At 31.4% G+C, this 24195-nt stretch carries 25 protein-coding genes, 1 other RNA gene and 1 pseudogene; 13 read left to right on the forward strand and 14 right to left on the reverse strand.

Annotated elements, in window-relative coordinates:
- Window positions 1-201: 201 nt before the first annotated feature.
- The 3 genes from C8D80_RS02515 to C8D80_RS02525 all read left to right on the forward strand — a co-directional run bounded on the left by C8D80_RS02515 (window position 202) and on the right by C8D80_RS02525 (window position 3065).
- Window positions 202-1611, forward strand: a complete 1410-nt coding sequence (locus C8D80_RS02515) for an arginine decarboxylase (RefSeq protein ID WP_133607038.1) — start codon at window positions 202-204, stop codon at window positions 1609-1611.
- Between the two features lie 11 nt (window positions 1612-1622).
- Window positions 1623-2597: a deoxyhypusine synthase family protein gene (locus C8D80_RS02520; RefSeq protein ID WP_133607040.1), complete on the forward strand. Its 975-nt coding sequence runs from the start codon at window positions 1623-1625 to the stop codon at window positions 2595-2597.
- Window positions 2598-2684: 87 nt separating this feature from the next.
- A complete protein-coding gene (locus C8D80_RS02525) occupies window positions 2685-3065 on the forward strand; it encodes a DNA primase (RefSeq protein ID WP_133607043.1) in 381 nt (126 codons plus the stop codon).
- A gap of 41 nt (window positions 3066-3106) precedes the next feature.
- Here C8D80_RS02525 and C8D80_RS02530 read toward each other — a convergent pair whose 3' ends face one another.
- The 3 genes from C8D80_RS02530 to C8D80_RS02540 are packed head-to-tail and all read right to left on the reverse strand — an operon-like array spanning window position 3107 to window position 5354.
- Window positions 3107-3616: a DinB family protein gene (locus C8D80_RS02530; RefSeq protein ID WP_133607045.1), complete on the reverse strand. Its 510-nt coding sequence runs from the start codon at window positions 3614-3616 to the stop codon at window positions 3107-3109.
- Between the two features lie 46 nt (window positions 3617-3662).
- The gene (locus C8D80_RS02535; protein WP_026726210.1) at window positions 3663-4142 is read right to left on the reverse strand and encodes an Lrp/AsnC family transcriptional regulator; all 480 of its coding nucleotides are present in this window, start codon (window positions 4140-4142) and stop codon (window positions 3663-3665) included.
- Between the two features lie 57 nt (window positions 4143-4199).
- Window positions 4200-5354 (reverse strand): M14 family metallopeptidase, encoded by a 1155-nt coding sequence (locus C8D80_RS02540; protein WP_133607987.1) that lies wholly within the window; start codon window positions 5352-5354, stop codon window positions 4200-4202.
- Window positions 5355-5655: 301 nt separating this feature from the next.
- On the opposite strand from C8D80_RS02540, the gene C8D80_RS02545 reads away from it, so the two are divergent.
- Entirely contained in the window at window positions 5656-6117 is a 462-nt protein-coding gene (locus tag C8D80_RS02545) for a helix-turn-helix domain-containing protein (protein ID WP_133607047.1), read from the forward strand.
- Window positions 6118-6166: 49 nt separating this feature from the next.
- Here C8D80_RS02545 and C8D80_RS02550 read toward each other — a convergent pair whose 3' ends face one another.
- Window positions 6167-7204 carry a hypothetical protein gene (locus C8D80_RS02550; RefSeq protein WP_133607049.1) on the reverse strand — a complete coding sequence of 346 codons (1038 nt, stop codon included), beginning with the start codon at window positions 7202-7204 and terminating at the stop codon, window positions 6167-6169.
- A gap of 104 nt (window positions 7205-7308) precedes the next feature.
- Window positions 7309-7866 carry a 1-acyl-sn-glycerol-3-phosphate acyltransferase gene (locus tag C8D80_RS02555; RefSeq protein ID WP_133607051.1) on the reverse strand — a complete coding sequence of 186 codons (558 nt, stop codon included), beginning with the start codon at window positions 7864-7866 and terminating at the stop codon, window positions 7309-7311.
- 56 nt (window positions 7867-7922) lie between these two features.
- On the opposite strand from C8D80_RS02555, the gene C8D80_RS02560 reads away from it, so the two are divergent.
- Window positions 7923-8585 (forward strand): spermidine synthase, encoded by a 663-nt coding sequence (locus C8D80_RS02560; protein WP_133607053.1) that lies wholly within the window; start codon window positions 7923-7925, stop codon window positions 8583-8585.
- Window positions 8585-9289, forward strand: a complete 705-nt coding sequence (locus tag C8D80_RS02565) for a potassium channel family protein (RefSeq protein WP_133607055.1) — start codon at window positions 8585-8587, stop codon at window positions 9287-9289. Before C8D80_RS02560 ends, C8D80_RS02565 begins: the two co-directional genes overlap by 1 nt.
- Here C8D80_RS02565 and kdsB read toward each other — a convergent pair.
- Genes kdsB through C8D80_RS02585 form a run of 4 tightly spaced genes read right to left on the reverse strand, consistent with a single transcriptional unit; the run spans window position 9286 to window position 12410 of the window.
- A complete protein-coding gene (gene kdsB / locus C8D80_RS02570; RefSeq protein ID WP_133607057.1) occupies window positions 9286-10014 on the reverse strand; it encodes a 3-deoxy-manno-octulosonate cytidylyltransferase in 729 nt (242 codons plus the stop codon). The genes C8D80_RS02565 and kdsB overlap by 4 nt on opposite strands.
- A 33-nt stretch (window positions 10015-10047) precedes the next feature.
- Window positions 10048-10419 carry a hypothetical protein gene (locus C8D80_RS02575; protein WP_133607059.1) on the reverse strand — a complete coding sequence of 124 codons (372 nt, stop codon included), beginning with the start codon at window positions 10417-10419 and terminating at the stop codon, window positions 10048-10050.
- Window positions 10416-10982, reverse strand: a complete 567-nt coding sequence (locus tag C8D80_RS02580) for a DUF4126 domain-containing protein (protein WP_133607061.1) — start codon at window positions 10980-10982, stop codon at window positions 10416-10418. The genes C8D80_RS02575 and C8D80_RS02580 overlap by 4 nt, the downstream gene beginning before the upstream one ends.
- A 3-nt stretch (window positions 10983-10985) precedes the next feature.
- Window positions 10986-12410 (reverse strand): ATP-dependent DNA helicase, encoded by a 1425-nt coding sequence (locus C8D80_RS02585; protein ID WP_133607063.1) that lies wholly within the window; start codon window positions 12408-12410, stop codon window positions 10986-10988.
- Window positions 12411-12532: 122 nt separating this feature from the next.
- On the opposite strand from C8D80_RS02585, the gene C8D80_RS02590 reads away from it, so the two are divergent.
- From C8D80_RS02590 to rsmD, 3 genes are read left to right on the forward strand one after another with little or no spacing between them, the layout of a single operon-like run.
- Complete coding sequence (locus tag C8D80_RS02590; RefSeq protein ID WP_133607065.1) at window positions 12533-13294, forward strand: hypothetical protein; 762 nt, start codon at window positions 12533-12535, stop codon at window positions 13292-13294.
- Window positions 13278-14090 carry a DUF3822 family protein gene (locus tag C8D80_RS02595; protein ID WP_133607067.1) on the forward strand — a complete coding sequence of 271 codons (813 nt, stop codon included), beginning with the start codon at window positions 13278-13280 and terminating at the stop codon, window positions 14088-14090. The genes C8D80_RS02590 and C8D80_RS02595 overlap by 17 nt, the downstream gene beginning before the upstream one ends.
- A complete protein-coding gene (rsmD, locus tag C8D80_RS02600) occupies window positions 14087-14665 on the forward strand; it encodes a 16S rRNA (guanine(966)-N(2))-methyltransferase RsmD (RefSeq protein WP_133607069.1) in 579 nt (192 codons plus the stop codon). The genes C8D80_RS02595 and rsmD overlap by 4 nt, the downstream gene beginning before the upstream one ends.
- 14 nt (window positions 14666-14679) lie before the next feature.
- Here the strand turns inward: rsmD and rnpB are convergent.
- Window positions 14680-15003: RNase P RNA component class A (gene rnpB / locus C8D80_RS02605), an RNA gene on the reverse strand.
- A gap of 117 nt (window positions 15004-15120) precedes the next feature.
- Between rnpB and C8D80_RS02610 the strand changes: the two genes are divergently transcribed.
- The 3 genes from C8D80_RS02610 (at window position 15121) to C8D80_RS02620 (ending at window position 17306) form a co-directional block, all read left to right on the forward strand.
- The gene (locus C8D80_RS02610) at window positions 15121-15429 is read left to right on the forward strand and encodes a hypothetical protein (RefSeq protein WP_133607071.1); all 309 of its coding nucleotides are present in this window, start codon (window positions 15121-15123) and stop codon (window positions 15427-15429) included.
- A 114-nt stretch (window positions 15430-15543) separates the two neighbouring features.
- On the forward strand, window positions 15544-16617 hold the full coding sequence (dnaX, locus tag C8D80_RS02615; RefSeq protein ID WP_133607073.1) for a DNA polymerase III subunit gamma/tau: 1074 nt from the start codon (window positions 15544-15546) through the stop codon (window positions 16615-16617).
- A gap of 122 nt (window positions 16618-16739) precedes the next feature.
- Window positions 16740-17306: a DNA polymerase III subunit gamma/tau gene (locus C8D80_RS02620; protein WP_242004788.1), complete on the forward strand. Its 567-nt coding sequence runs from the start codon at window positions 16740-16742 to the stop codon at window positions 17304-17306.
- A 148-nt stretch (window positions 17307-17454) separates the two neighbouring features.
- Here the strand turns inward: C8D80_RS02620 and C8D80_RS02625 are convergent, their stop codons facing one another.
- From C8D80_RS02625 to C8D80_RS02640, 4 genes are read right to left on the reverse strand one after another with little or no spacing between them, the layout of a single operon-like run.
- Entirely contained in the window at window positions 17455-18081 is a 627-nt protein-coding gene (locus C8D80_RS02625) for a hypothetical protein (protein ID WP_133607077.1), read from the reverse strand.
- A 27-nt stretch (window positions 18082-18108) separates the two neighbouring features.
- A complete protein-coding gene (locus C8D80_RS02630; protein WP_133607079.1) occupies window positions 18109-18999 on the reverse strand; it encodes a Ppx/GppA phosphatase family protein in 891 nt (296 codons plus the stop codon).
- Between the two features lie 10 nt (window positions 19000-19009).
- The gene (gene ppk1, locus C8D80_RS02635) at window positions 19010-21094 is read right to left on the reverse strand and encodes a polyphosphate kinase 1 (RefSeq protein WP_133607081.1); all 2085 of its coding nucleotides are present in this window, start codon (window positions 21092-21094) and stop codon (window positions 19010-19012) included.
- Window positions 21075-21578 (reverse strand): SixA phosphatase family protein, encoded by a 504-nt coding sequence (locus tag C8D80_RS02640; protein ID WP_133607083.1) that lies wholly within the window; start codon window positions 21576-21578, stop codon window positions 21075-21077. Before C8D80_RS02640 ends, ppk1 begins: the two co-directional genes overlap by 20 nt.
- Window positions 21579-21928: 350 nt before the next feature.
- On the opposite strand from C8D80_RS02640, the pseudogene C8D80_RS12745 reads away from it, so the two are divergent.
- A pseudogene (locus C8D80_RS12745) lies at window positions 21929-24195 on the forward strand (hypothetical protein); the annotation flags it as partial.

A 24195-nucleotide genomic window follows, 5' to 3' on the forward strand; every position in this document is an offset into this window, starting at 1 on the left:
AGAACACTCGATAATAGAAATGCTGACATCTCTATAATTGGGAGGTTGTTTTTTTCTATTTTTAGTTTTCATATTATCGATTTGTTTGAAATATCAAAGGCTTTTAGTGAGAAATTACTAATTCGCTTTGCCAATATTAGGGTTTGAAAATTGTGATTAAAAAACAATTAGTAACTTTTTAATTTAATCCAAATTTTCAAAATGAACACAAAATATTACGACTTAATTAATCAAACTTTTTATTTTCCTCAAGAAGAATTTACTCTAAATAAAGATGAACTTCAGTTTCATGGTATTGATTTAATGAAATTGGTTGAAGAATATGGAACTCCATTGAAGTTTACTTATTTACCTAAAATTTCACAAAACATCAACCGTGCAAAAATGTGGTTTAGAAATGCCATGGAAAAGCACGATTATGATGCTAAGTATTTCTATTGCTACTGTACAAAAAGTTCTCATTTTCAATTCATTTTAAATGAAGCTTTAAAAAATAACATTCACATTGAAACTTCTTCTGCTTTCGACATTAATATTGTAGAAACATTAATGGAAGAAGGCAAAATAAATAAAAACACTTTTATTGTTTGTAATGGTTTCAAACGCGATCAATATGTAACTAATATTGCACGTTTAATCAACAACGGACATAAAAACACCATTCCAGTAATTGATAATTTTGAAGAATTAGATTTATTACAAGAAGAAATTGATGGTAAGTTTAAAATCGGAATTCGTATTGCTGCGGAAGAAGAACCAAAATTTGAGTTCTATACATCTCGTCTAGGAATTGGTTATAAAGATATTGTTCCATTTTACCGTAAACAAATTGCTGAAAATAAGAAAGTTGAGTTAAAAATGCTTCACTTTTTTATTAATGCTGGTATTCGTGATACAGCTTATTATTGGAACGAATTATTAAAATGTATGAAAGTGTACATTGCTTTGAAAAAGGAATGTCCAACTTTAGACAGTTTGAATATTGGTGGTGGTTTCCCAATTAAAAATTCATTAGCATTTGATTATGATTACCAATATATGGTAGACGAAATCTTAAATCAAATCAAAATTGCTTGTGACGAAGCAGAAGTTCCTGTTCCACATATTTTCACTGAATTTGGTTCGTTTACAGTAGGGGAAGCTGGTGGTGCTTTGTACCAAGTTTTATATCAAAAGAAACAAAATGACCGTGAAAACTGGAACATGATTGATTCATCTTTCATTACTACACTTCCAGATACTTGGGCCATTAATAAACGTTTTGTAATGATAGCCGTAAACCGATGGAATGATACTTACGAACGGGTATTACTTGGTGGATTAACTTGTGATGGAGACGATTATTACAATTCAGAACAACACATGAATGCGGTTTATTTACCAAAATACAACAAAGAAAAACCTTTATATATCGGATTCTTTAACACAGGAGCATATCAAGAGACAATTGGTGGTTTTGGCGGATTAAGTCACTGTATTTTACCACAACCAAAACACATTTTAATTGATAAAGATAAAAACGGAATTATTGCTACTGAAGTTTTTTCGGAACAACAAAAAGCAGAAGACGTTTTAGAAATTTTAGGTTACAACAAAAGAAAAGAACAATAAAATAAGAAATAATGAGTAAAGGACCTGTTAGTCAGTTTATAGAGAAACATTATCTTCACTTTAACTCTGCCGCTTTAGTAGATGCAGCAAAAGGGTATGAAGAACATTTATTAGACAACGGAAAAATGATGATTACTTTAGCTGGTGCGATGAGTACAGCTGAATTAGGAAAATCGTTAGCCGAAATGATTCGTCAAGATAAAGTACATATTATTTCTTGTACTGGAGCTAATTTAGAAGAAGATATCATGAATTTGGTAGCTCATAATTCATACAAAAGAGTTCCAAATTACAGAGATTTATCACCACAAGAAGAGTGGGATTTATTAGAAAACCATTACAACCGCGTTACTGATACTTGTATTCCAGAAGAAGAAGCTTTTAGACGTTTACAACAACATTTATTTGATATTTGGAACAATGCAGATTCTAAAGGAGAACGTTATTTTCCACATGAATTCATGTACCAAATGATTAATTCTGGAGTATTAAAACAATACTACGAAATTGATCCAGCTGATTCTTGGATGGTTGCTGCAGCTGAAAAGAATTTACCAATTGTAGTTCCTGGATGGGAAGATAGTACAATGGGTAACATTTTCTCTTCTTACTGTATCAAAGGTGAATTTAAAGCTACCACAATGAAAAGCGGAATTGAATACATGATGTGGTTAGCAGATTGGTATCCAAAAAATTGTGCAGGAAAAGGAATTGGTTTCTTCCAAATTGGTGGAGGAATTGCAGGAGATTTCCCTATTTGTGTAGTTCCAATGTTATATCAAGATATGGAAATGCATGACGTGCCGTTTTGGAGTTATTTCTGTCAGATTTCTGACTCAACAACAAGTTATGGTTCGTACTCTGGAGCTGTTCCAAACGAAAAAATTACTTGGGGTAAATTAGATATTCACACACCAAAATTCATTGTAGAGTCTGACGCTACGATAGTTGCACCATTAATGTTTGCTTACATTTTAGGCTGGTAAAAAAAATTAAAAAAAAAATTTATTTTACTTGAAAATATAAGTTTAGGATAGTACATTTGACCAAAATACAAGATTAAAACCTACCCAATGAAAAGAGTTATTGTTGATTACGCAAAATTAACAAATGAAATCTTAACCTTACTAGTTGAGAAATTTCCTGACGGATATGATGATTCGGATATTATTCGTTTTAAAAACGCTAAGAATGAAACAATTGAGGCAGTTGAAGTACGAACTGAAGACACTATTTTTTTAGTAAAAGTTAGTACAAAACTATCTGACCGAATTGAAAACTATGACGAAGACGACATTATTGAAGATGATGTGGTAGTTGTACCAGATGAAAAAATCGGAAGTCTTAAAGATTTAGATATTGAAGAAGATGACGACGACGATGACATTTCAAATGATTCTGACGATATTGTAGATTCTGATGAAGATTCAGACGACGATGACGACGAAGATTAATACACAAAAAAAGGGATTCAAAATTTGAATCCCTTTTTTTATTATAAATAGCGTTCTAAAATCACATTCTTGTGATGCAATTCATGACCTAGTGTTATATATCCAATAGCTCTAACAGATACACTGCAATTTGAAGCTGTTCCCAAACGTAGTAAATCTTCACCTGAAAGAGTTTCAAATAGACTTATTGTAGCATTTCGAACACTTTCATATTCCGCTAACAAACTTTCGTATTCTCTATTATTTGCATTAGCCGTAATTACATAATCATTTTCCTCAAATCCTGGCAAAGCAGTTTTGTCATTTCTTGCGATTCGTAAAGCGCGGTAAGCAAATATTCTCTCCGCATCAATTAAGTGCAGGATTATATCTTTGACAGTCCATTTCCCTTCTGCATATCGAAATTCATGCTTAAAAACTGGAACCGATTTAAAGAAATGTAACATTTCTTCTTTTTGTATTGTAAGTCCTTTAATAATATCTTGCTCTGGAACTAATTTGATATAATTCTCATAATAGGGAGCAAATTCGTTTGGTTGTAAATTTTTCATAACAATATAAGATATAAAAAAAGCCTCATTAAGAGGCTTTCGTATTTTACAATTCTTTAAAAATCGTATGCATTAAACGTTTTTTATCGTTGATGCTCTCTTCTAAAGAAATCATGGTTTCTGTTCTGTAAACACCTTCAATATCGTCAATCATGAAGATAACTTCTTTAGCGTGTTTAGTGTCTTTAGCTCTAATTTTGCAGAAAATATTGAATTTTCCTGTAGTCACGTGAGCAACTGTTACGAATGGAATCTGATTGATACGTTCTAAAACGAATTTAGTTTGTGACGTGTTGTGCAAGAAAACTCCAACATAAGCAATGAAAGAATAACCTAATTTTTCATAATCTAATGTCAAAGAAGAACCTTGAATGATTCCTGCATCTTCCATTTTTTTCACCCTAACATGTACCGTTCCTGCAGAAATTAATAATTTTTTTGCAATATCTGTAAAAGGAACTCTCGTGTTATCAATCAACATGTCCAAAATTTGATGATCTACTTCATCTAAACGAAACTTACTCATAAGTGCTTATAATATTTGTTAAATTTTTAATTTTTATTCAAATATGAAGCAAATTTATCAAATAATTTTTACACCATTGTTAAATTCTGTTAAATTATTGATAAAAAAATCAGCTTTTTCTTCTATTATTGGAAAATGCTTTCCTTTAGAAGTAAATAAACCATTTTTGCAATCGTATTCTAAATGTCCTTTAAAATCTTGTAAATCATCAATTTTAACGATTTTTGCTACAAATTTTAACTGACCATCTTGCACTACTTCAGTATATTGAGCTGCAAAGTTAATTATTTTTTCTTCACTATTATCAATAATTTTGACATTTTTGTAAATAAAATCATAAAAACATTTGTTATTTTGAGGAATATTCAAATAATACATCAATTCGTTATCAACTATAACGTTTTCGTAACTCACATCAAATGAACTTAAAAGCGAAATAAAAATATAATTTCGAACAATATCTCTATCATAATCATTTGCATAATGTCCCGCTTCAAATAAAATAGTTGGCGTATTTTGAGTAGTGAAATAATCACCTGTACAATTTACATTATAACTATCATCAAAACGTCCAACTTGATTAGGAATGTATTGTTGTAACGCATTATTCATCTTGTTTATTATATGAATTGCTTTTAAGCGAACATCGTTGTATTCTGTCTCTTTATTGTAAGCTGGCGATAAAAAAGAAACCGTAGCAGGTAAATTAAAACCTTCTGTACCAAAAATAGTTCTTTGATCGTGTAAATTATAGCAATAATCAGGTTGAAAACTTTTACAAACACTATGTAAGACTTGCATTTCTGGTTGAGTAGCATTAAAAGCATCTCTATTCAAATCAATTGTATTCGCATTTTCCCTTGTATATAAGAATGCTCCGTCTGGATTCAACATAGGAATACATAATAAGGTGTATTCGTTTTTAATGCGATTCGCAATTTCGTTATCCGATTGTAAAAAATTAAAGAAGTCAAATAACCCTTTTGTCGTGGTAGATTCGTTTCCATGCATTTGCGACCACATCAAAATTTTTGTTTTTCCTGTTCCTGTTTTTACTTGATAGATCTCTCGTTCTTGAACTGATTTTCCAATTTCAGTAATCTCAAAATCTGAATTTAATGATTCTAATATTGGTAAAATAATATCTAAATGAATATACTTTCCTTTGAGTTTTGGTTCTAAATATTGAGTTGCTAATTGTAAATAATTCATGGCTTTCTTTTGATTTACAAATGTAAACAACTTATATTTTACATTTGTAAACATGTAAAAACACCACATAATTTACTTTTGTAAACTATTGTAATACCTTTAATAACTCCCTAGTATTAGTCATGTTTACAAGATTAATACTAGTCTAATTAAAATGATTATATTATTGTAAATCAGTTTATTAATATTACTTACATTAAGTCTTTATTTATATTAAAATCTTCTATTTACATTTGTAAACTTGCTTAATTCACTATTATTGTTTACATTTGTAATTCTTTAAATCTATTCACTATTTACAATGGTAAACATCGATGATTTTATTAAACGTTTAGAAATTATACTCGATTATTATAATTTATCTGCTTCTGCATTTGCGGATAAAATCAATGTGCAGCGTTCGAGTTTGTCTCACCTACTCTCTGGGAGAAATAAACCTAGCTTAGATTTTATCATCAAAGTAATTGAGGTTTTTCCTGAAGTAGATTTGTATTGGATTTTAAATGGAAAAGGAAATTTTCCGAAATCAGAAATTGTGGCTCATTCAGTTTTAGAAATTGAAAAAAATAATGCTTCAACTCCAATAATAGAATCTACATTTTCTGAACCTGATTTATTTTCGACTGTAGAAAAAGGAATTCCTCCTACTCTTCCAGAAACTAATCCTGTAGAATCGATTAAAACAGAAAATAATTCTCCTGAAGAAATTGAGCGCATTGTAGTGTTTTTTAAAAACGGAACTTTCAAAAACTATAAACCATAAAAAAACTCTGAATTCCTCCAGAGTTCTTAAATAATTAAATAACTAACCTTTATCTTCGGTGTAAATAAACTGCTGTTACTCCTGCTTCTGCTCTACTCATTTGAGGTGTTGCATCTGCTGACATTGTTGGGAAAGCAAATTTTAAAACTAAACCGCCTGAATTCAAGCGTTCTGCTACATAAATTGCATTTGTTACGTGGTCATAAGCAACATCGACAGGGTTTCCTAACATAGAATTAGGTCCGTACACTCTAATTTGATTGTTCATAGCAATTGTTCCCAAATTATTTGTCATGTTTAGTACAGAAGTAAAGTTATTAATAACCACTAAACCACCGTCGGTTGCGCTTGAAGCTAATCCTACATCAGATAAAACCATTACATTATCTTGCGGAGAATAAGTAATTCCGTGTGTTCTAACTAAGCCTTCAATAGTTACTCTTTTTGAAGCCGAAATTGACCCTGTAGCATTTGAAAAGAAATTGTTGTAAACTACTAAATCGCTAGTATTATCAGCAATAGCATACATGGTAGTTCCATCTAAATGAATTCCCCAAAGTTTGATATCTACAGTATAGGTATTTAAAAGTGTAAATCCAGTTGTATTTCTTTGGTACACATAAAATTTGCTGATATTTCCATTACCAGCATTTTGATCTTGAGCTACCACTACTTTATCTCCTGAAACCGCAATTTCACGAGCGTTTGTAAAATCTACTGAAGAAGAAAACGATAAATCTAATGTTGTTGCAGAAGAAATGATGGCATTTCTTAATCCGTTATAAGCTTCTACTCTATTATTGGTTCGAGAAGCCAAAACTACTTGATCTTTAAATGTATCATAGTAAACACCATCTGCATCCGTTGAACTAATTGTAAAACTTTTTGCAGTAGGAGTTGTCGCTAGTAAATCTGTAAATGATATTTTTCCTGATGTGTTACTGGTGGTTACCAATTTTAATTCCTGAGCCGGAGTTGGTGTTTGATCAATTGGTTCTGGTTCAGGAGTTACCATTGAAGAATCGTCGTCATTACAAGAAGTAAATAAAACTGCTACTAAAGCAAGAGGTAAAAATAGTTTTTTCATTTGTTAAAAGTTTTGGTTTCTTCTATCTACGAAAAACTATTCTTCTTAGTTTTATTTTGAGTGAAATTTATTTTATCTTCCTAATAATAAACACTTTAAATAGATTATTCCTTTGGAACATAACTCAATTCTGGAACTTTTCCAATGACTCCTTTATAATACGATTCTAAAAATTTAATATCAGCTTCGATATTTCCGGTTGGATAAAAAGGTTCGTTGTAAACCACTTCTTTTCTTCCGTAATCAAAAGCAACGGGAACAATTGGTACATTTGCTTTTAAAGCCATGTAATAAAAACCTGTTTTCCATTCGGTTACTTTTTTTCGAGTTCCTTCTGGCGCGATTGCTAATCTAAAAATTTCTTTTTCTTGAAATATTTTGGCAATTGTATCTACTTTGTTCTCGTTTTTTTGACGATTTAAAGGTGTTCCTCCTGTCCAAGTGAAAAAATAATTAAACGGAAACACGAATAATTCCTTTTTAGCCACATAATTAATTTCAATATTTAGAATACCTCGTGAAAAAATACCAAGGAAAAAATCCCACCAACTCGTGTGAGGAACAGCAATAATTACACATTTTTTTACTATTGGAGCTATGGAGCCAACTACTTTCCATCCAAAAATTTTACAGAAAATAAATTTGTATATAATTTGTTTCATATGAGACTATTTTGAGACAAAAATAAAATTATATTTACGATAACAAACAAAAATACATGATTAAGCGTTTATTGAGTTATTTATTACCTATAAAAATTCACCAAAAGAAATCGGTTTACAGTAAAAATCTAGAAGTTACCTGGAATAATGGGTATTTGGTTTTAGATTCTGAAAATACCAATTATTCTTTTGGAAGTTTACAGCGCGTGTTAAAAAAAGGATTAAAATACATTGGTTACGAGCGTATTCAAAATTTTGAATCGATATTAGTTTTAGGCGTTGCTGGTGGAAGCGTCATTGAGACGCTGAAAAAAGAAGTGAAATTTGAAGGAAAAATTACAGGCGTAGAAATTGATGCGGCTGTTGTAGAATTGGCAACAAAATACTTTGGATTAGGAAAGCACGACAATGTTTCAATCGTAATTGATGATGCATTTGAATTCGTTTTAAAAACCAAAGAAAAATACGATTTAATTATAATTGACATTTTCCAAGATACAACAATGCCGAATTTTTTATTTGAAGATTTCTTTATTAATCGCATTAATTTTTTACTTAATGTAAATGGATTTATCTTATTTAATACCATGGTTTTAGATTATCAAGATAGAAGAAGAAATGCAATTTATAAAAGCAAATTTGACAACAACTACTCTGTTAGATTGTATCCAAAAATTGAAGTCCACAACGAATTATTTACCATTAAAAAATTAGCCTAATGCGAGTAGTAAAAAAACTTTTAGTGGGAAAAGTCAGTGAAAAGCATTCTCATCCAATTAGTCCACTTCATAAGAGAATTTCTAATATTCAATCTATTTGGAACAATGATCATGAAGATGATAATGGGATTGAGAAGATTGTTCGTTTGTTTTTATCGATTTCTCAATTGTTCTTTTTGGGAATTTATATTAAACATTTTGCCAATAAATTCGGTCATGAATATAAGGATTTGGCCATGGATTTATATGTTTTGTCTAAGGTTATCTTTCCATTCTTAATTCTGATAAATGACTGGCAAAATCATGATTATGTAATTTGGATATTGGTCTTTTTATTATTAGAAACCATACTGTATATTCCAACATTGATTTTTGCCTCCGATCTATTTTCAAGACCTCGATCTTATAAACGTTCAATGTTATTATTGTTCTTTAATTACATTGAAGTTGTAGTTTCGTTTGCAGTTTTGTATACTTTGGGAGATAATATGAATAAACCTTTTGAACACTGGTTCGATTCGGTTTATTTTAGCTTAATAAGTTCAAATTCAATTGGATACGGAGATTACTACCCTGTTACCACTTTTGGAAAAGTATTGGTTAGTTTACAAGCATTATTCTTTTTATCGTTTGTAATCTTATTTTTAAATTTTTTCTCAACAAAAGTTAAAAGTAAAGGCTATTTTGAAGACGAAGAAATTTAAGACAATAACTTTCTAGCTTTTTCTAAATCTTCAAAAGTGTCAATTCCAATACTTCCATGCGAAGTTTCCACCATTTTAATGCGTTTTCCGTATTCTAAATAACGAAGTTGCTCTAGTTTTTCAGAAGCCTCTAATGATAACATAGGTAATCGAAAAAAATCCATCAAAGCTTCTTTTCTGAAAGCATAAATTCCGATGTGTTTCATATAACGAACACCTGCATTTTCATCTCGTGGAAACGGAATTACTGAACGCGAAAAGTAAAGAGCAAAACCTTGTTGGTCCGTAATTACTTTTACGTTATTAGGATTGTTAATCTCTTCTTTATCAGTTATTTGAAACATTAGCGAACCCAAATCAACTTTCTTTTCAGTATCGTTTTTGAAGACTTCGATTAATTCTTCTAAAGGCTTTTTATTAATAAATGGTTCATCACCTTGCACGTTAATTACAACATCAACATCCATGTTTTCAACTGCTTCCGCAATTCTGTCACTTCCGCTTTCGTGTTCTTTTATAGACATGATGGCTTTGCCTCCATTCGAAATAATTTCGTTGAAAATTAAATTGGAATCCGTAACCACGAAAACATCATCAAATAAATTTGTTGACATAGCTGCTTCATAGGTTCTAAGAATTACAGTTTTGCCACCTAAATCTTGCATTAATTTTGCAGGGAAACGTGTGGATGCATAACGAGCAGGAATTACAGCTATTATTTTCATGGTTGATTTATAATTATCGCCTAAGGCATAAATTTAATTTTTAAATATCAATTCTGTTTTCTCATTATTTTTTAAAAGAATGGCGTCTTTTATAGTAAAATCGGTTTTTGTTTCACTAATTTCAAACTGATATACTTCTATTTTTTTATTAGAATAATCTAAAAGATGTTTCATACAATCATCAATTGTAACAAAAATTTCATCATCTAATTTTTGTATTAAACCAGCTTCTTTATTATCAACAATTATAAAGTAATTATCAGATTTATCAATTTCATAATATAATTCTTGAAAAACTCCGTATTTATCTTCAATACTCATTAAATATAGTCCATAACAAATATATAAGAAGAATAAAAAAAGGGTTAAACAAATACCTATAATTATTTTAGTTTTTAATTTCATTTCTCTTTTTTAGAAAAAAACTTTTTGAACAATCTAATCCCGACAAAAATAATAAGGATAACCACAATAAAAGCAACAATAGGCAAGAAAATAGCCAAAACGGATACAAAAGATGCCGTTGCTGTTTCTGTAGTAGAAACTAAATGATTTCCTATTCCGCCAGTAGTTACCGTTGATGTTGCCCTTGTTACGGCTGTTGCTGAATTTATAGCAGTAGCAGTTCCTCCTCCTGCAATGATGGCTAATCCCCAAGTTATCATTGGATCTAAATCGACTAAAGTTGAAGCCATCACAACCGTTCCGGCAATTCCTGCCAAAGGAACAGCTAGAGTATCTAATAAATTATCTATATACGGAATGTAATAAGCCAAAATTTCGATTACTGTGGCTATTCCCAAACAAATAATTGCGGTTAAACTTCCAATCCAAGCAAACGAATCGCCCACAGGAACGTATCCAAAATGTGTGGCTAAACTTAGCACAAACAAAGGAACAAACACTCTAAAACCAGCCGAAGCGGCTAATCCAATTCCTAAACAAACACTAATTATGGTTTCTAACATAGCTTAATTGTGAAAATATTCATCTTTAAATCCTATTAAATATAACTTTTCTTCTGCACGTGTAATGGCTGTATACAACCATCTCACATAATCAATATCTATACCATTTGGCAAATAAGGTTGCTCTACAAAAACGGTTTTCCATTGGCCACCTTGCGATTTATGACACGTTATCGCATAAGAGAATTTAACTTGTAAGGCATTGAAATACTCATTTTCCTTAACTTTCTGCAATTTTTTATATTGCTGACGTTCTTCTTCATAATCCAATAACACTTCTTGATACAATTTATTCGATTCTTCATACGTTAACGAAGGTGATTCGCTCATAATTGTATCTAACATGATAACTGTATCAAACGGAATTTGATTGGGATAATCAACCATTCTGACTTTTACAGTTGCAAATTTGAATCCGTATAACTCTTGAATTTTTCTGATTTCTAATATTTCAATGATATCACCATTCGCAATAAATCCGGCTTCTGATTCTTCTTTTAACCAAAAATAATTATTTTTTACAACCATCATATAATCTCCAGTTGAAATTTCACTTTCCTTGGATAAAATGGAAGTTCTAATTTGTTGGTTATACTGGTTGGCTCTTTTATTGGAACGTAAAATAAAAACAGTATCTTCAATACTATAATTATCATACGCCTGATGAATAGCATCTTGAATTTCATATCCATCTTGCAAACGCACAATATCTTTAAATCCATTTAGCTTAAATTGAAACGTATCAATAAAATGTGAATGTAATAATTCGCGTAATTCAGTAGCATTATACAAAATTCCAGAATGTTCTGCCTGACGCATCACTTCATCTAATTCAATATGATGCACATTTTTTTGATAATGTAATGAAAGTGAATCAATATCTAAAGCTGGACTCACACTCATATTTACTGGCGGCAACTGGGCTGTATCTCCAATTAATAAAAGTTTGCAGTTTTTTCCAGCTTCTACATAAAAGAACAAATCATCTAACAAAGAACCATTTTCATATAATTTAGAATCCTGATTGGTATCTGAAATCATTGAAGATTCATCAACAATAAATAAGGTGTTTTTAAATTTATTTTGTTGTAGAGTAAAACTCACTCCTCCCGTTTTATTTTTTTTAGGATAATAAATTCTCTTATGAATTGTAAATGCTGGCTTTCCTGAATAATTACTAATCACTTTTGCAGCTCTTCCTGTGGGAGCTAATAGCACAGCTTTCATATCAACTTCACTCAAATGATTAATCACAGTCGAAATTATGGTTGTTTTACCCGTTCCGGCATAACCTTTGAGAACAAAAATATCATCAGATGTTGAATTCAAAATAAAATCAGCAATTTTCTGAAAAAAAACTTCTTGTTTTTGTGTGGGTTGATGCGGAAAATTATTTTGTAATAAATTGTAAAACAGCTTATAAGTCATGAAAATGGATTTGGCCAATATTAATTTTTCAAATATACTGATGATTTTTACAAGAAATTCTTTTGTGTAGAAAAAAAAATTGTAGATTTGCGTACCTATTTAACTAAAAATAAATTATTCAAATGTTAGAAATTGCTATTTATTTAGTCGTATTAATTATTTTAATCTTTGCAATGGTTAAACTAATTGATAAATTTGTTACACCTGGAAATAAAAAAATATTCACTGCAGTATTGTGGGGAATTTCTATTTTTCTTGTATATTTAATATATTCTTCTATTATGAAACCTATTGCGTTTCAGAATGAAAAAGAAGCTCGTTATGAAGTTGCTGTTAAAACTATGTTAGACATTAAAAAACTTCAAACTGGTTATAAATCTGTTAACGGGAAATATGCAGATACTTTTGAGGAATTAATCAAATTTGTAGAAAACGGACAATTTGAAATTATTTCTAGAAAAGATACTGCTGTTATTGATGCTGCTAAAAATGCTGCTTTTGGTATCACTGTTGGTGCTGATGGTGTTGGTGGTTTCTTTAAAGATGAAGTAATCATTACTAAATTAGGTTCTGTATCTGTTAAAGATTCATTATTCAAAAACTCTGATCGTTACAAAAGACTTAATGTTGTAAAAGTTGGTGGAGTTGAAGTTCCAGTATCTATGAAAACAGGAGTTGTTAGTAGAAACGATATGAATCTTTCTGTATTCCAAGCTATTATTGACAAAAATGCTTTATTAAAAGATTTAGATCAAGAATTAGTAAAACAAGAAAATAAAGTTGAGTCTATTGACGAAATCAATGGTCCACAAATTATTTTAGGTTCACTAGAAGAAGTAACTCTTACTGGAAACTGGCCAAAAAAATATGGTAATAACGAATAACGACATTACTCAAAAAACATACAAAAAGTTGTCCATTCAGGTTTCCTTGAGTGGACTTTCTTTTTGTGTCTTTGATTTAATTTCTAATAAGGTAATGACCACTATGTCAATTCCCTTTGAGAAAAATAAAGTAATGGAAGAACAATTGTGGCGAACTTTTGTCGATTATCCAATTCTTACCAAATCATATGACGAGGTAATGGTTATACATGACAACAACCTAAATGCTTTTGTTCCTACTTCCCTATTCGACGCTAACTTTTTAGCGAGTTATTTGCAATACAATACCAAAGTTTTTGAAACTGATTTTTTTACACATGATGTTATTTTTCCATATGAAATGAATAACATTTATGTCCCTTTCGTTAATATCAACAACTTCCTTTTAGATCAATATGAAACTTTTGAATACCAAAATTCGAATTCTGTTTTGGTAAAACAACTACTCGATTCATCTAAAAACAAAGAAGAAAAGCAAGTTTTTGTTCATGTACAAAAAGAACATTTTGAACTAATTGTGGTTAAAAATCAACAATTGATTCTTTTCAACTCTTTTCAATACAAAACACCAGAAGATTTTATTTACTATATTTTATTCACTTGCGAACAATTACAACTAAATCCTGAAACAATTTTGGTTCAAATATTAGGAAATTGTTCTGAAGACGATGCTTACTTTAAAATAGCTTTCCAATACATTAGAAATTGTAGTTTATTAGATGTTTCTAACAAAACTTCAATCTTAGATGTTACGCCCACTGCTTTAAGAAATCACTTTATATTATATCATTCATGAGAATTATCTCCGGAAAACACAAAGGGCGTAGATTAGTTGCTCCTAAAAATTTACCTGTTCGTCCTACAACAGATATGTGTAAGGAATCGTTGTTCAATATTCTGAATAACTATTTTAATTTACATGGATTAAAAGTGCTTGACTTATTTGCAGGAACTGGTAATATCAGTTACGAATTTGCTTCTCGTGGTGCTGGACCAATTACAAGTGTGGATGGCGATATGGGTTGTGTAAATTTCATTAAAAAAACTTCAACCGATTTAGATTTAGATATCAGCGTTATCAAAAGTGATGTTTTTAAATTCTTAGAAAAAAGTAAAACGAGTTATGACATCATTTTTGCTGATCCTCCTTATGATTTAGGTCAAGAAAATTTTGAAAAAATTATTCAGCTTATTTTTGAAAACGAAATTTTAGACGAAGAAGGTATGTTGATTGTAGAACATTCAAAACATACGAAACTAGAACACCTAACAAATTTCTCATTTTCGAAAAGTTATGGCGGTTCAGTATTTTCTTTTTATGAATTTGAAAGCGACGAAGAAGAAGATATTGAAGAGGAAGATGAAGGGTAAAATCTTCAAAAAATAAAAAAAGCAGACCTATAAGCCGGATTCTGTCTCCGATAAATCGGAGCCTTATCATTTATCTAGATCCCGCATTACTACGTGACTCAAGCTGTCTACCCTTCAACATCGGACGAGTCGCCCTTATTCTGATTGCTCAGAAACTGCTGATATACTTGACATTTCACCGCATAGAGTTTACCTGGTTTCACTACAGCATTACCTGTACATACTTTCTGTTGCACTTGTCCTCGCCTTTCAACGGACGGGCGTTACCCGCTATGCTACTCTTTGGTGTCCGGACTTTCCTACCATGCTTACACACGGACGATAAGGCGGTCTGCGGTGCAAACTTACAATAAAATATAATGGTTTTTTAACTTTTATTCAAAGAGTTTAACGTTTTATAGGGTATTTGCCCAAATTAAAAACTGTAAATTTATATGCCCTTAACAATCAATATCATGACAAACATATATAAGTACGCATCCGTTTCAGTTGCATTAAAACAATTGAGAAAAGAAGGTTTTACATACGATTTTAATCAAAATTCAGAAGAAATTATTTTACATCCCGAAAATTATATTGTAAATCAAATTTATCAATATGAAGGAAATTCAAGTCCAGATGATAGTGCAATCGTTTATGCTATTGTTTCAAAATTTGGACTAAAAGGTGTTTTTGTGACAGGTTCTTCTGCAAATTCTGTAGATGAAAATGCTCATTTTATTTCAAAATTAGTAATAAAAAACAGAAACGACACCCATTTATAATCCCAATTTTTCTTAGTAAATTGTGAATAACTTTTATAAAGATTCTTTTTAAATTGGATTTTGGAACTTGCTTTTTGGAATTTCACAACCTATATTTGTAAATCAATAATTCGTATGGAACAATTTATAGTATCTGCCAGAAAATACCGTCCGCAAACATTTAAAGATGTTGTCGGTCAGCAGGCTATTACCAATACTTTATTGAATGCTATTGAAACCAATCACTTAGCACAAGCCTTATTGTTTACTGGACCTCGTGGGGTTGGAAAAACTACTTGTGCCCGTATTTTAGCTCGAAAAATCAATCAAGAAGGTTATGATGACCCGTATGAAGATTTTTCGTTTAATGTATTCGAATTAGATGCAGCTTCTAACAATGGTGTTGATGATATTAGAAGTATTATCGACCAAGTGAGAATACCTCCACAAACTGGAAAATATAAGGTTTATATCATCGACGAGGTGCATATGCTTTCTCAAGCGGCTTTTAATGCTTTCCTGAAAACATTAGAAGAACCGCCTAAACATGCCATTTTTATTTTAGCGACTACTGAAAAACATAAAATTATTCCGACGATTTTATCGCGTTGTCAAATATTTGATTTCAAAAGAATTACGGTTAAAGATGCGAAAGAACATTTAGCCGAAATTGCTAAAGAACAAGGTGTTGCTTACGAAGATGATGCTTTGCACATTATTGCTCAAAAGGCAGATGGCGCTATGCGTGATGCTTTGTCGATTTTTGACCGAGTAGTTTCGTATTGTGGGAATAATTTAACTAGACAAGCCGTTACCGAAAATTTAAACGTTTTAGATTTTGAATATTACATCAGAATCACCGATTTAATTTTAGAAAATAAAATTCCGGATTTATTAGTTGCTTATAATGATATTTTAGCAAAAGGTTTTGACGGACATCATTTTATTGCAGGTTTGGCATCGCATTTTAGAGATTTATTGGTTTGTAAAAATCCGGCAACTTTACCTTTATTAGAAGCTGGCGAACAAGCGCAAGCTTTATATGCAGCACAATCGCACAAAGCCATGCACGATTTCTTGATAAAAGGAATTGAATTAGCAAACGAATGCGATTTGAAATTTAAAGTCAGTCAAAATCAGCGACTTTTAGTTGAACTTTGTTTGATGCAATTAGCCTCTATCACTTTTGATGGAGAAAAAAAAAAGTAGCTAAATTTATCATTCCGGCTACTTATTACAAGAACAACTCCTACTCTATTACTGAAGTTCCAACGATTAAAACGCAAATTCCAACAGAGGAAACAAAACCTGTTGTAGTTGCTGAAACAGTTGTGAAAGAACCTGAAGTTGCAGAAATACCTCAAATTCAAAATGAAGTAGTTGCTCCAATTGTTCCTGAAATTCCAAAACCGGTTTTAACGAATTTAAATCCGACAGGAACAAAAGTTTCGGCACTTTCATTAGCGAGTATTAAAGCTAAAAAAGACTTAGAAGCCCAACAAAATCAGCATCAAAAGCACAAAGAAGAATTGCCTTCGGAAGTTTTTAACGAAACTGATATGTTGTTGCAATGGAATAAATTTGCGCAAAAAATGACGGATTCTGGAAAGCGTTTAATGGCGACTTACATGCAAATGAACGATCCAACCTTAAACGGAACCACCATAACTTTAGAACTTCCAAATCAAAGTACAAAAGAGGAATTTTTAACGGGTTGTCATGAATTAATAGGTTATTTAAGAGGAAAATTACACAACCACGATATAACCATTGAAGTAGTGGTTAATGAAACCGTTGAAAACAAATACGCTTTTACACCACAAGAAAAATTTGAACGTTTAAAACAAATTAATCCTACGATTGAATTGTTGAGAAAGACGTTTGATTTGGATGTTTAAGGAAAATATACTAGTTGTTAAATTTCTGCTGCTCGATATTAGAGATGTTTACAAAATGATAATTTTCTGTGAAAGATAAATATTTTTGTGAAAAATGTCAAGATAATAAAGCAATCCATTCATTGTTACAGATCATTTTTATATGGAGTTATTGTAGAGGCTCTTTTTTTTCAAACTTTTTAGTTGTCTCATTAAGAATGTAAATTTCAGGCTTACAAAATATACAGTCATTATAATAATAATTTTCTTCTTCTGGCGGATTGATAATTAACATTCTACTGTTTTTTTTATACTCTGAACCAACTGACGAATCCGGAGCATCATATATTTTTCCGGTTCTTCTGTCAATAAGTACATTCATTTGACAAGGACTTCCACAGCCCCATGTCGCAAAAGTGTAATGTCCGGCAAAAAGATTTTCAGAATCATTATAACATTCTCTAATTACAGTTCTGAATTGTTTTCCTAATTCATGAGAATCTAAGTCAAGTTTAGCTTTGACATTTTCAATATTAACTTTATAATCATCAAAAGCTATATATGGTTCAAATTTTATTAGAACTCTTCTAATTTTATCTTTCTGAATAGTTGTATCTCCATAAAGAATTACATTACCTTCATTTAATATAGTATCAAATAAAGGTTTTGTTTTCTCTTTCTTGTGATATGATTTAGTAGTATCTGATTTAATTTCTGATGTAAAGATTTTATCATTTTTATCAGTGCATGACAAAAATAAAAGAAGTATAGCTAAACAAAAGAAGTGTTTTGACATAATTACATATAATTAATATAAACAACATCAAATCTTCCCATAATACATCGCTTTCACGATACCATCGGATAACCCAATTTTTGGCACATAGATGTTTCTTGCTCCACTCCATTTCATGGCATTTAGATAAATACGTGTTGCTGGAATAATTACATCGGCGCGGTCTGGGTTAAGACCTAAATCGGCAATACGTTGTTCGTATGTCATGCTGTTCAACTTTTGATATTGCGATTGCACATACATGTATGACAGCGGTTTGTCTTGGTTTTTCTCCGATAATTTGAATAATTTATTGATGTTTCCACCAGAACCAATTAGCGTAATATTTTCAAATGGTTCCACATTGGCTTTAATCCATTTTTCCATTTCTTGCCAAACGATATCGTTAACCATTTCATTTAACAAACGAACGGTTCCGTTTTTAAATGATTTGGAGGCAATAATTTTTCCTTCAAAAAATAGAGAAAATTCGGTGCTTCCACCACCAACATCTACATATAAATAGGCTTTATCAGAAGTTATGAATTGTTTTAAATCGGAAGCGGCAATAATAGCTGCTTCTTTTTTACCATCAATAACATCAATTTTAATATCGGCTTTTTTCTTAATGATTTCGACAACTTCTTTTCCATTATAGGCTTCTCGCATAGCTGAAGTAGCACAAGCACGATATTGTTCTACTTTATGAACTTTCATTAATAGTTTGAAAGCTTTCATAGCATCAACCATTCGGTCAATATTTTCTTCCGAAATTTCGCCAACCGTAAACGCATCTTGACCCAAACGGATTGGAACACGAACTAAGGAACTTTTGTTGAATTGTGGAGCGCAACCTTCTTGCTCTACGATATTAGTTACCAACAACCTCATGGCATTGGAACCGATATCGATAGCCGCATATTTTTTTATTGTAATCATTTATTTGTAATTATTGCAACTCTTCTGCAATTACTTCTAATTTGTTTTGGTAATAATTGTACATTTCTTGTTGGGCTCTGAATGGTTTTTCATCGCCACGTTTTCTGTACTGATTTAGTAAATCGGCTGAATGAATACGGGCTTTCACATTAGCTTTCCAACCTATTTCGAACGTTTCGATTAATTCTTTTTTAATCTCTGGGTCATAAATCGGACACGTTACTTCTACCCTTGCATCTAAATTACGAGTCATAAAATCGGCTGATGAAATGAAAACTTCAGGATCGCCTGCATTTCCGAAAATATAAATTCGGGAATGTTCTAAATAATTATCAACGATACTTATCGCTTCAATATTTTCGCTTAATCCTTTTACACCTGGAATTAAACAGCAAATTCCTCTAATGATCAATTGAACTTTTACTCCAGCTTTACTGGCTTCATACAATTTATCCGTCATTTTAAAATCAGATATACTGTTCATTTTCAATTTGATATAGGCTTCTCTTCCAGAAAGGGCATTTAAAATTTCTCTGTCGATTAACTTGTTAAAACGAGTTCGGGTATAATGTGGCGAAACTATTAAATGTTTGTAACGATGAACTCGATAATTCACATCAAAGAAATCGAAAATCTTTGCAGCGTCTTTCAAAATTTCAACATTACTTGTAAAAAGCGTAACATCAGTATACACTTTTGCCGAATTTTCATTGAAATTTCCAGTTGAAACTAATCCGTAACGTTTAACTCTTCCATCTTCAATGCGTTCGATTACACAAATTTTACTGTGAACTTTTAAACCTTTAACTCCAAAAATCAATTCGATGCCTTCGGTTTGCATTTGTTCGGAATACGAAATGTTGCTTTCTTCATCAAAACGCGCTTGTAATTCGATTTGAACGGTTACTTTTTTTCCGTTTTTAGCAGCATTAATCAAAGAACTCACGATTTGCGAATTCTTAGCCAAACGATATAAGGTAATTTTTATAGAAGCTACTTTTGGATCTAAAGCGGCTTCACGTAAAAATTTAATGATATAGGAAAAAGACTGATATGGTGCATAAAGCAAGTAATCTTTCTTTTTGATTCGTTCTAAAATACTACCTTCTAATGATAATCCTGGAACTGGTAATGGTAGATTTTCTCTGTATAATAAATCGTATCGTCCTAAATTTGGGAAGTTCATATAATCTCTACGATTGTGATATCTTCCTCCTGGAATAATACTATCAGAACTTAAAATGTTCATTCCTTTTAGGAAAAACTCCAAAGTATCTTTTCCAATAGCTTGATCGTAAACAAAACGAACAGGTTCTCCAACTCTTCTTTCTTTAACCGAGTTGGAAATCTTTTCCATTAAACTTTTACTCAAATCACTATCGAATTCCAACTGAGCATCACGGGTAATTTTAATCATGTTAGCCGAAATGCTTTCATAATCAAAAATATTAAATATACTATTTAAGTTAAGACGTATAACATCATCTAAAAGAATAATATACTGCTTTTCAGAATTTGAAGGTAAAACTACAAATCGGTTTATTGTATGCGGAATTTCGATAACAGCGTAACGGACTTCTTTTTGCGAAGTTTCCGAATTCATTACTAATTTTATGGCTAAATATCCAGAAGTATCTTTTAAAAGAGGAAATTCTTCTAAGTCATTTAACATGATGGTTACTACAGCCGGACTTACCTTTTGAATGAAATAATCGTGAATAAAAATCTCTTGGTCTTTAGTTACTTGCTTTTCGTTAATAATATAGATATTCTCTTTCTCTAGCTTTTTTTCAATTTCACTTAATATGCGTAAACTTTCCGATTGTTGTTCGATTACAATGTCGGTAATTTCTTTAAGTAATTGCTCAGCTGGAACACCCAGAATTTTTTCGGTTTCAGTAGTTTCAAGGCTCATACGACGAATGGCCGCGTAACGAACTCTGAAAAACTCATCTAAATTATTGGAAAAAATTCCAAGAAAACGAAATCTATCTAATAAAGGTACATTCTCATCATTAGCTTCTTGAAGTACTCTTGCGTTAAATGTTAACCAACTTTTTTCTCTATCTATATAGTTATTTGTAGGATTGTTCATTTTTAAACTGGCTTGGAAATAATGTTGCTTTAGTTTGTCCTTTTGATATGTTATTCCAATCATCGGTATCAAATTGCAAAGCAACCACTCCAGATGTTGGTACATTATCTATATAAAGGTCTCCAAATTTATTAACAAATTTTGTAATAGCTTCATTATGTCCGAAAAGAATTAGACTATCATATGAATTTTCACATTTTTTTATGCTTTTTTCTAAGCTCTTAGCATCAAAAGTGTACAAATCCTCTGAAAAACGAATCGTTTCTAAAGGAATAGACAAGTATTGTGAAAAAATAAAAGCCGTTTCTTGTGTTCGTTTTGCTTTACTACACCAAACAATATACGAATTAGGTAAAATTTCTGGTGTTTTTGAAGCAATTAGATGTGCATCCTTAACACCTCGTTGAGAGATAGATCTATCAATATCCTGAACTGGAGCATCCCAACTTGATTTAGAATGTCTAATAAGTATTAAATTTTTCATAGTTATTAGTTTAGAAAATTAAATTACTCATTTTTTTTGAATTAGAAGTTAAAGCTTTTGCCAATTTTAAGTTAGTTAGTAGATTTTTTTAAACACTTTATCGAAAACACTGACCTAATTGTAGCTAACTATTAGTTTTTGAGTAATTTAGCTCTAAGAAATTTCTACAATAGTTGCCCTAACTAGAACTTTAATTACTTTTTATAAGTAATAGATATGTGTTAAAAAAGTTAATTTAAATTATTTTAAAAAAAAGATTACTCCCGTTTTAATTTCCCCCAACTATTAATCATTCACTACTCGTTTTTGGTCTATTTTTTCAATTATTGTTAAATTAAATCAAAACGTTCATGAAAACAAAAATTACCATTTCGATATTTCTTATCTGTCTTGGCTTTAATTTTGTTCATTCGCAATTTACAACAAATAAGCCCGATTTAAGATTGTGTGGTACTGCCCCTAATTATTATCAGGATTACTATAATTGTACGTCAAATAATTACACTTTAGATGATGTATTTTTAAGTTTAACTGATGTTAATGGTGTACCATTAAATAATACTACATGTACGCCAGGTGTGCCTGAAACTATGTATGTAATGCTAAATTACACCTCAAATTCAAACAGTAATATTAATCATGCGAGAATGTTTGCTGATTTGATTATTGATGGTGTTGTAACTCCGTTAAATGTGCATTTAGGAACTGTTGCTCCGGGTTCTGGACAACGTTTGCTTTATGGCCCTTTTACCTGGGTTTGTGGTCAAGAAATGATTTTAGACAGAATTTTAATCGTTTGGAAAACTAACGGTAATAATACGGAACTAATTCCTTACAATTGTAGCACCTATAACAAATCGCAATGTGAATTTCCAACTAGTGTAATTATTACTGCGCCTTTAGCCGTTCAATTTGAGTATTCTGGTTGTACTAATGGAGGGATTTCTACAATTAATTTTGATTCTACAACAAATGGAGGAACACCTCCTTATAGTTATGCTTGGGATTTTGACTCCAATGGAACAACTGATTCTACACAAGAAAATCCGATTTTCAATTACAATAATTCTTCATCCAACACAGCTACTCTAACGGTAACTGACGCAATGGGATTGACTAATACTTTTTCAGTTCCAATTGTTTATCCTAGTGAAGTTATTGTAAATGCTAATGTTCAAGGCTTAACTTGTATACTAGGTTCAACTGCTTCAATAGATTTGACAATTTCTGGAGGAACTGCTCCTTATACCGTTTTATGGAATACTGGTGCAACTTCTCAAGATTTATCAAACTTAGGAATTGGGACATATTCTGCAACAATTACTGATGCTTTAGGATGTATTAAAAATTATTCAACTACAATATCTGCTATTGTTTGTTGTGAGTTTTTAGTAACCTGTCCAACTTTTTCACCAATAAGCTTACAATGTTATGATTTATTACCTCAAGCAACTTCTTTAACAGAGTTAGAATTTGAAGCTTTAGGAAATGGTAATGGTATAATTGGGAATAATCCTTGTGGTGTAATCCAAATAACTGCTTCTAATAGTGCTTATTTAGGTTGTAATACACAAGTAACACGAACTTATACAATAACCGAATACTTAGACACAAATGACAACGGAATAAGAGATGCGGGAGAAAATACAATTTTAAATGTTGTAACATGTTCTCAAATTTTTACTATCAATGATACTACAGATCCAACTATCACAACTCAAGCTTCAAATTTAGAAGTACAATGTGATGGTGCTGGAAATACCGCTCAACTAAACGCTTGGTTAGCTTCAAACGGTGGAGCTGTAGCTTCTGATGTTTGTTCTAATGTAACTTGGACCAATAACTTCGCTTCAGTATCTGATACTTGTGGAACAACTGGTTCAGCTACGGTAACTTTTACTGCTACTGATAACTGTGGAAATGCTTCTACTACTTCAGCAACATTTACTATCATTGACGATACAGATCCAACTATCACCACTCAAGCTTCAAATTTAGAAGTACAATGTGATGGTGCTGGAAATACCGCTCAACTAAACGCTTGGTTAGCTTCCAATGGTGGCGCTGTAGCTTCGGATGTTTGTTCGAATATAACTTGGACTAACAACTTCGCTTCAGTATCTGATACTTGTGGAGCAACGGGTTCAGCTACAGTGACTTTTACTGCTACTGATAACTGTGGAAATTCTTCTACGACTTCAGCAACATTTACAATCATTGACGATACAGATCCAACAATCACAACTCAAGCTGCTAACTTAGAAGTACAATGTGATGGTGCTGGAAATACCGCTCAACTAAACGCTTGGTTAGCTTCAAACGGTGGCGCTGTAGCTTCTGATGTTTGTTCTAATGTAACTTGGACCAATAACTTCGCTTCAGTATCTGATACTTGTGGAACAACTGGTTCAGCTACGGTAACTTTTACTGCTACTGATAACTGTGGAAATGCTTCTACTACTTCAGCAACATTTACTATCATTGACGATACAGATCCAACTATCACCACTCAAGCTTCAAATTTAGAAGTACAATGTGATGGTGCTGGAAATACCGCTCAACTAAACGCTTGGTTAGCTTCCAATGGTGGCGCTGTAGCTTCGGATGTTTGTTCTAA

The organism is Flavobacterium cheniae, assembly GCF_004363695.1.
GTDB classification, from domain to species: domain Bacteria; phylum Bacteroidota; class Bacteroidia; order Flavobacteriales; family Flavobacteriaceae; genus Flavobacterium; species Flavobacterium cheniae.

Bases quoted from the DNA above. Each gene is read 5' to 3' on its own strand.
- C8D80_RS02580 (WP_133607061.1), bottom strand. From the start codon at position 10,982: ATGTTAGAAACCATAATTAGTGTTTGTTTAGGAATTGGATTAGCCGCT.
- dnaX (WP_133607073.1), top strand. From the start codon at position 15,544: ATGGAACAATTTATAGTATCTGCCAGAAAATACCGTCCGCAAACATTT.
- C8D80_RS02630 (WP_133607079.1), bottom strand. From the start codon at position 18,999: ATGATTACAATAAAAAAATATGCGGCTATCGATATCGGTTCCAATGCC.
- C8D80_RS02585 (WP_133607063.1), bottom strand. From the start codon at position 12,410: ATGACTTATAAGCTGTTTTACAATTTATTACAAAATAATTTTCCGCAT.
- rsmD (WP_133607069.1), top strand. From the start codon at position 14,087: ATGAGAATTATCTCCGGAAAACACAAAGGGCGTAGATTAGTTGCTCCT.
- C8D80_RS02550 (WP_133607049.1), bottom strand. From the start codon at position 7,204: ATGAAAAAACTATTTTTACCTCTTGCTTTAGTAGCAGTTTTATTTACT.
- C8D80_RS02535 (WP_026726210.1), bottom strand. From the start codon at position 4,142: ATGAGTAAGTTTCGTTTAGATGAAGTAGATCATCAAATTTTGGACATG.
- C8D80_RS02520 (WP_133607040.1), top strand. From the start codon at position 1,623: ATGAGTAAAGGACCTGTTAGTCAGTTTATAGAGAAACATTATCTTCAC.
- C8D80_RS02555 (WP_133607051.1), bottom strand. From the start codon at position 7,866: ATGAAACAAATTATATACAAATTTATTTTCTGTAAAATTTTTGGATGG.
- C8D80_RS02625 (WP_133607077.1), bottom strand. From the start codon at position 18,081: ATGTCAAAACACTTCTTTTGTTTAGCTATACTTCTTTTATTTTTGTCA.
- C8D80_RS02565 (WP_133607055.1), top strand. From the start codon at position 8,585: ATGCGAGTAGTAAAAAAACTTTTAGTGGGAAAAGTCAGTGAAAAGCAT.
- C8D80_RS02545 (WP_133607047.1), top strand. From the start codon at position 5,656: ATGGTAAACATCGATGATTTTATTAAACGTTTAGAAATTATACTCGAT.
- C8D80_RS02515 (WP_133607038.1), top strand. From the start codon at position 202: ATGAACACAAAATATTACGACTTAATTAATCAAACTTTTTATTTTCCT.
- kdsB (WP_133607057.1), bottom strand. From the start codon at position 10,014: ATGAAAATAATAGCTGTAATTCCTGCTCGTTATGCATCCACACGTTTC.
- C8D80_RS02595 (WP_133607067.1), top strand. From the start codon at position 13,278: ATGGTAATAACGAATAACGACATTACTCAAAAAACATACAAAAAGTTG.
- C8D80_RS02575 (WP_133607059.1), bottom strand. From the start codon at position 10,419: ATGAAATTAAAAACTAAAATAATTATAGGTATTTGTTTAACCCTTTTT.
- C8D80_RS02530 (WP_133607045.1), bottom strand. From the start codon at position 3,616: ATGAAAAATTTACAACCAAACGAATTTGCTCCCTATTATGAGAATTAT.
- C8D80_RS02640 (WP_133607083.1), bottom strand. From the start codon at position 21,578: ATGAAAAATTTAATACTTATTAGACATTCTAAATCAAGTTGGGATGCT.
- C8D80_RS02590 (WP_133607065.1), top strand. From the start codon at position 12,533: ATGTTAGAAATTGCTATTTATTTAGTCGTATTAATTATTTTAATCTTT.
- C8D80_RS02610 (WP_133607071.1), top strand. From the start codon at position 15,121: ATGACAAACATATATAAGTACGCATCCGTTTCAGTTGCATTAAAACAA.
- C8D80_RS02540 (WP_133607987.1), bottom strand. From the start codon at position 5,354: ATGAATTATTTACAATTAGCAACTCAATATTTAGAACCAAAACTCAAA.
- ppk1 (WP_133607081.1), bottom strand. From the start codon at position 21,094: ATGAACAATCCTACAAATAACTATATAGATAGAGAAAAAAGTTGGTTA.
- C8D80_RS02560 (WP_133607053.1), top strand. From the start codon at position 7,923: ATGATTAAGCGTTTATTGAGTTATTTATTACCTATAAAAATTCACCAA.
- C8D80_RS02525 (WP_133607043.1), top strand. From the start codon at position 2,685: ATGAAAAGAGTTATTGTTGATTACGCAAAATTAACAAATGAAATCTTA.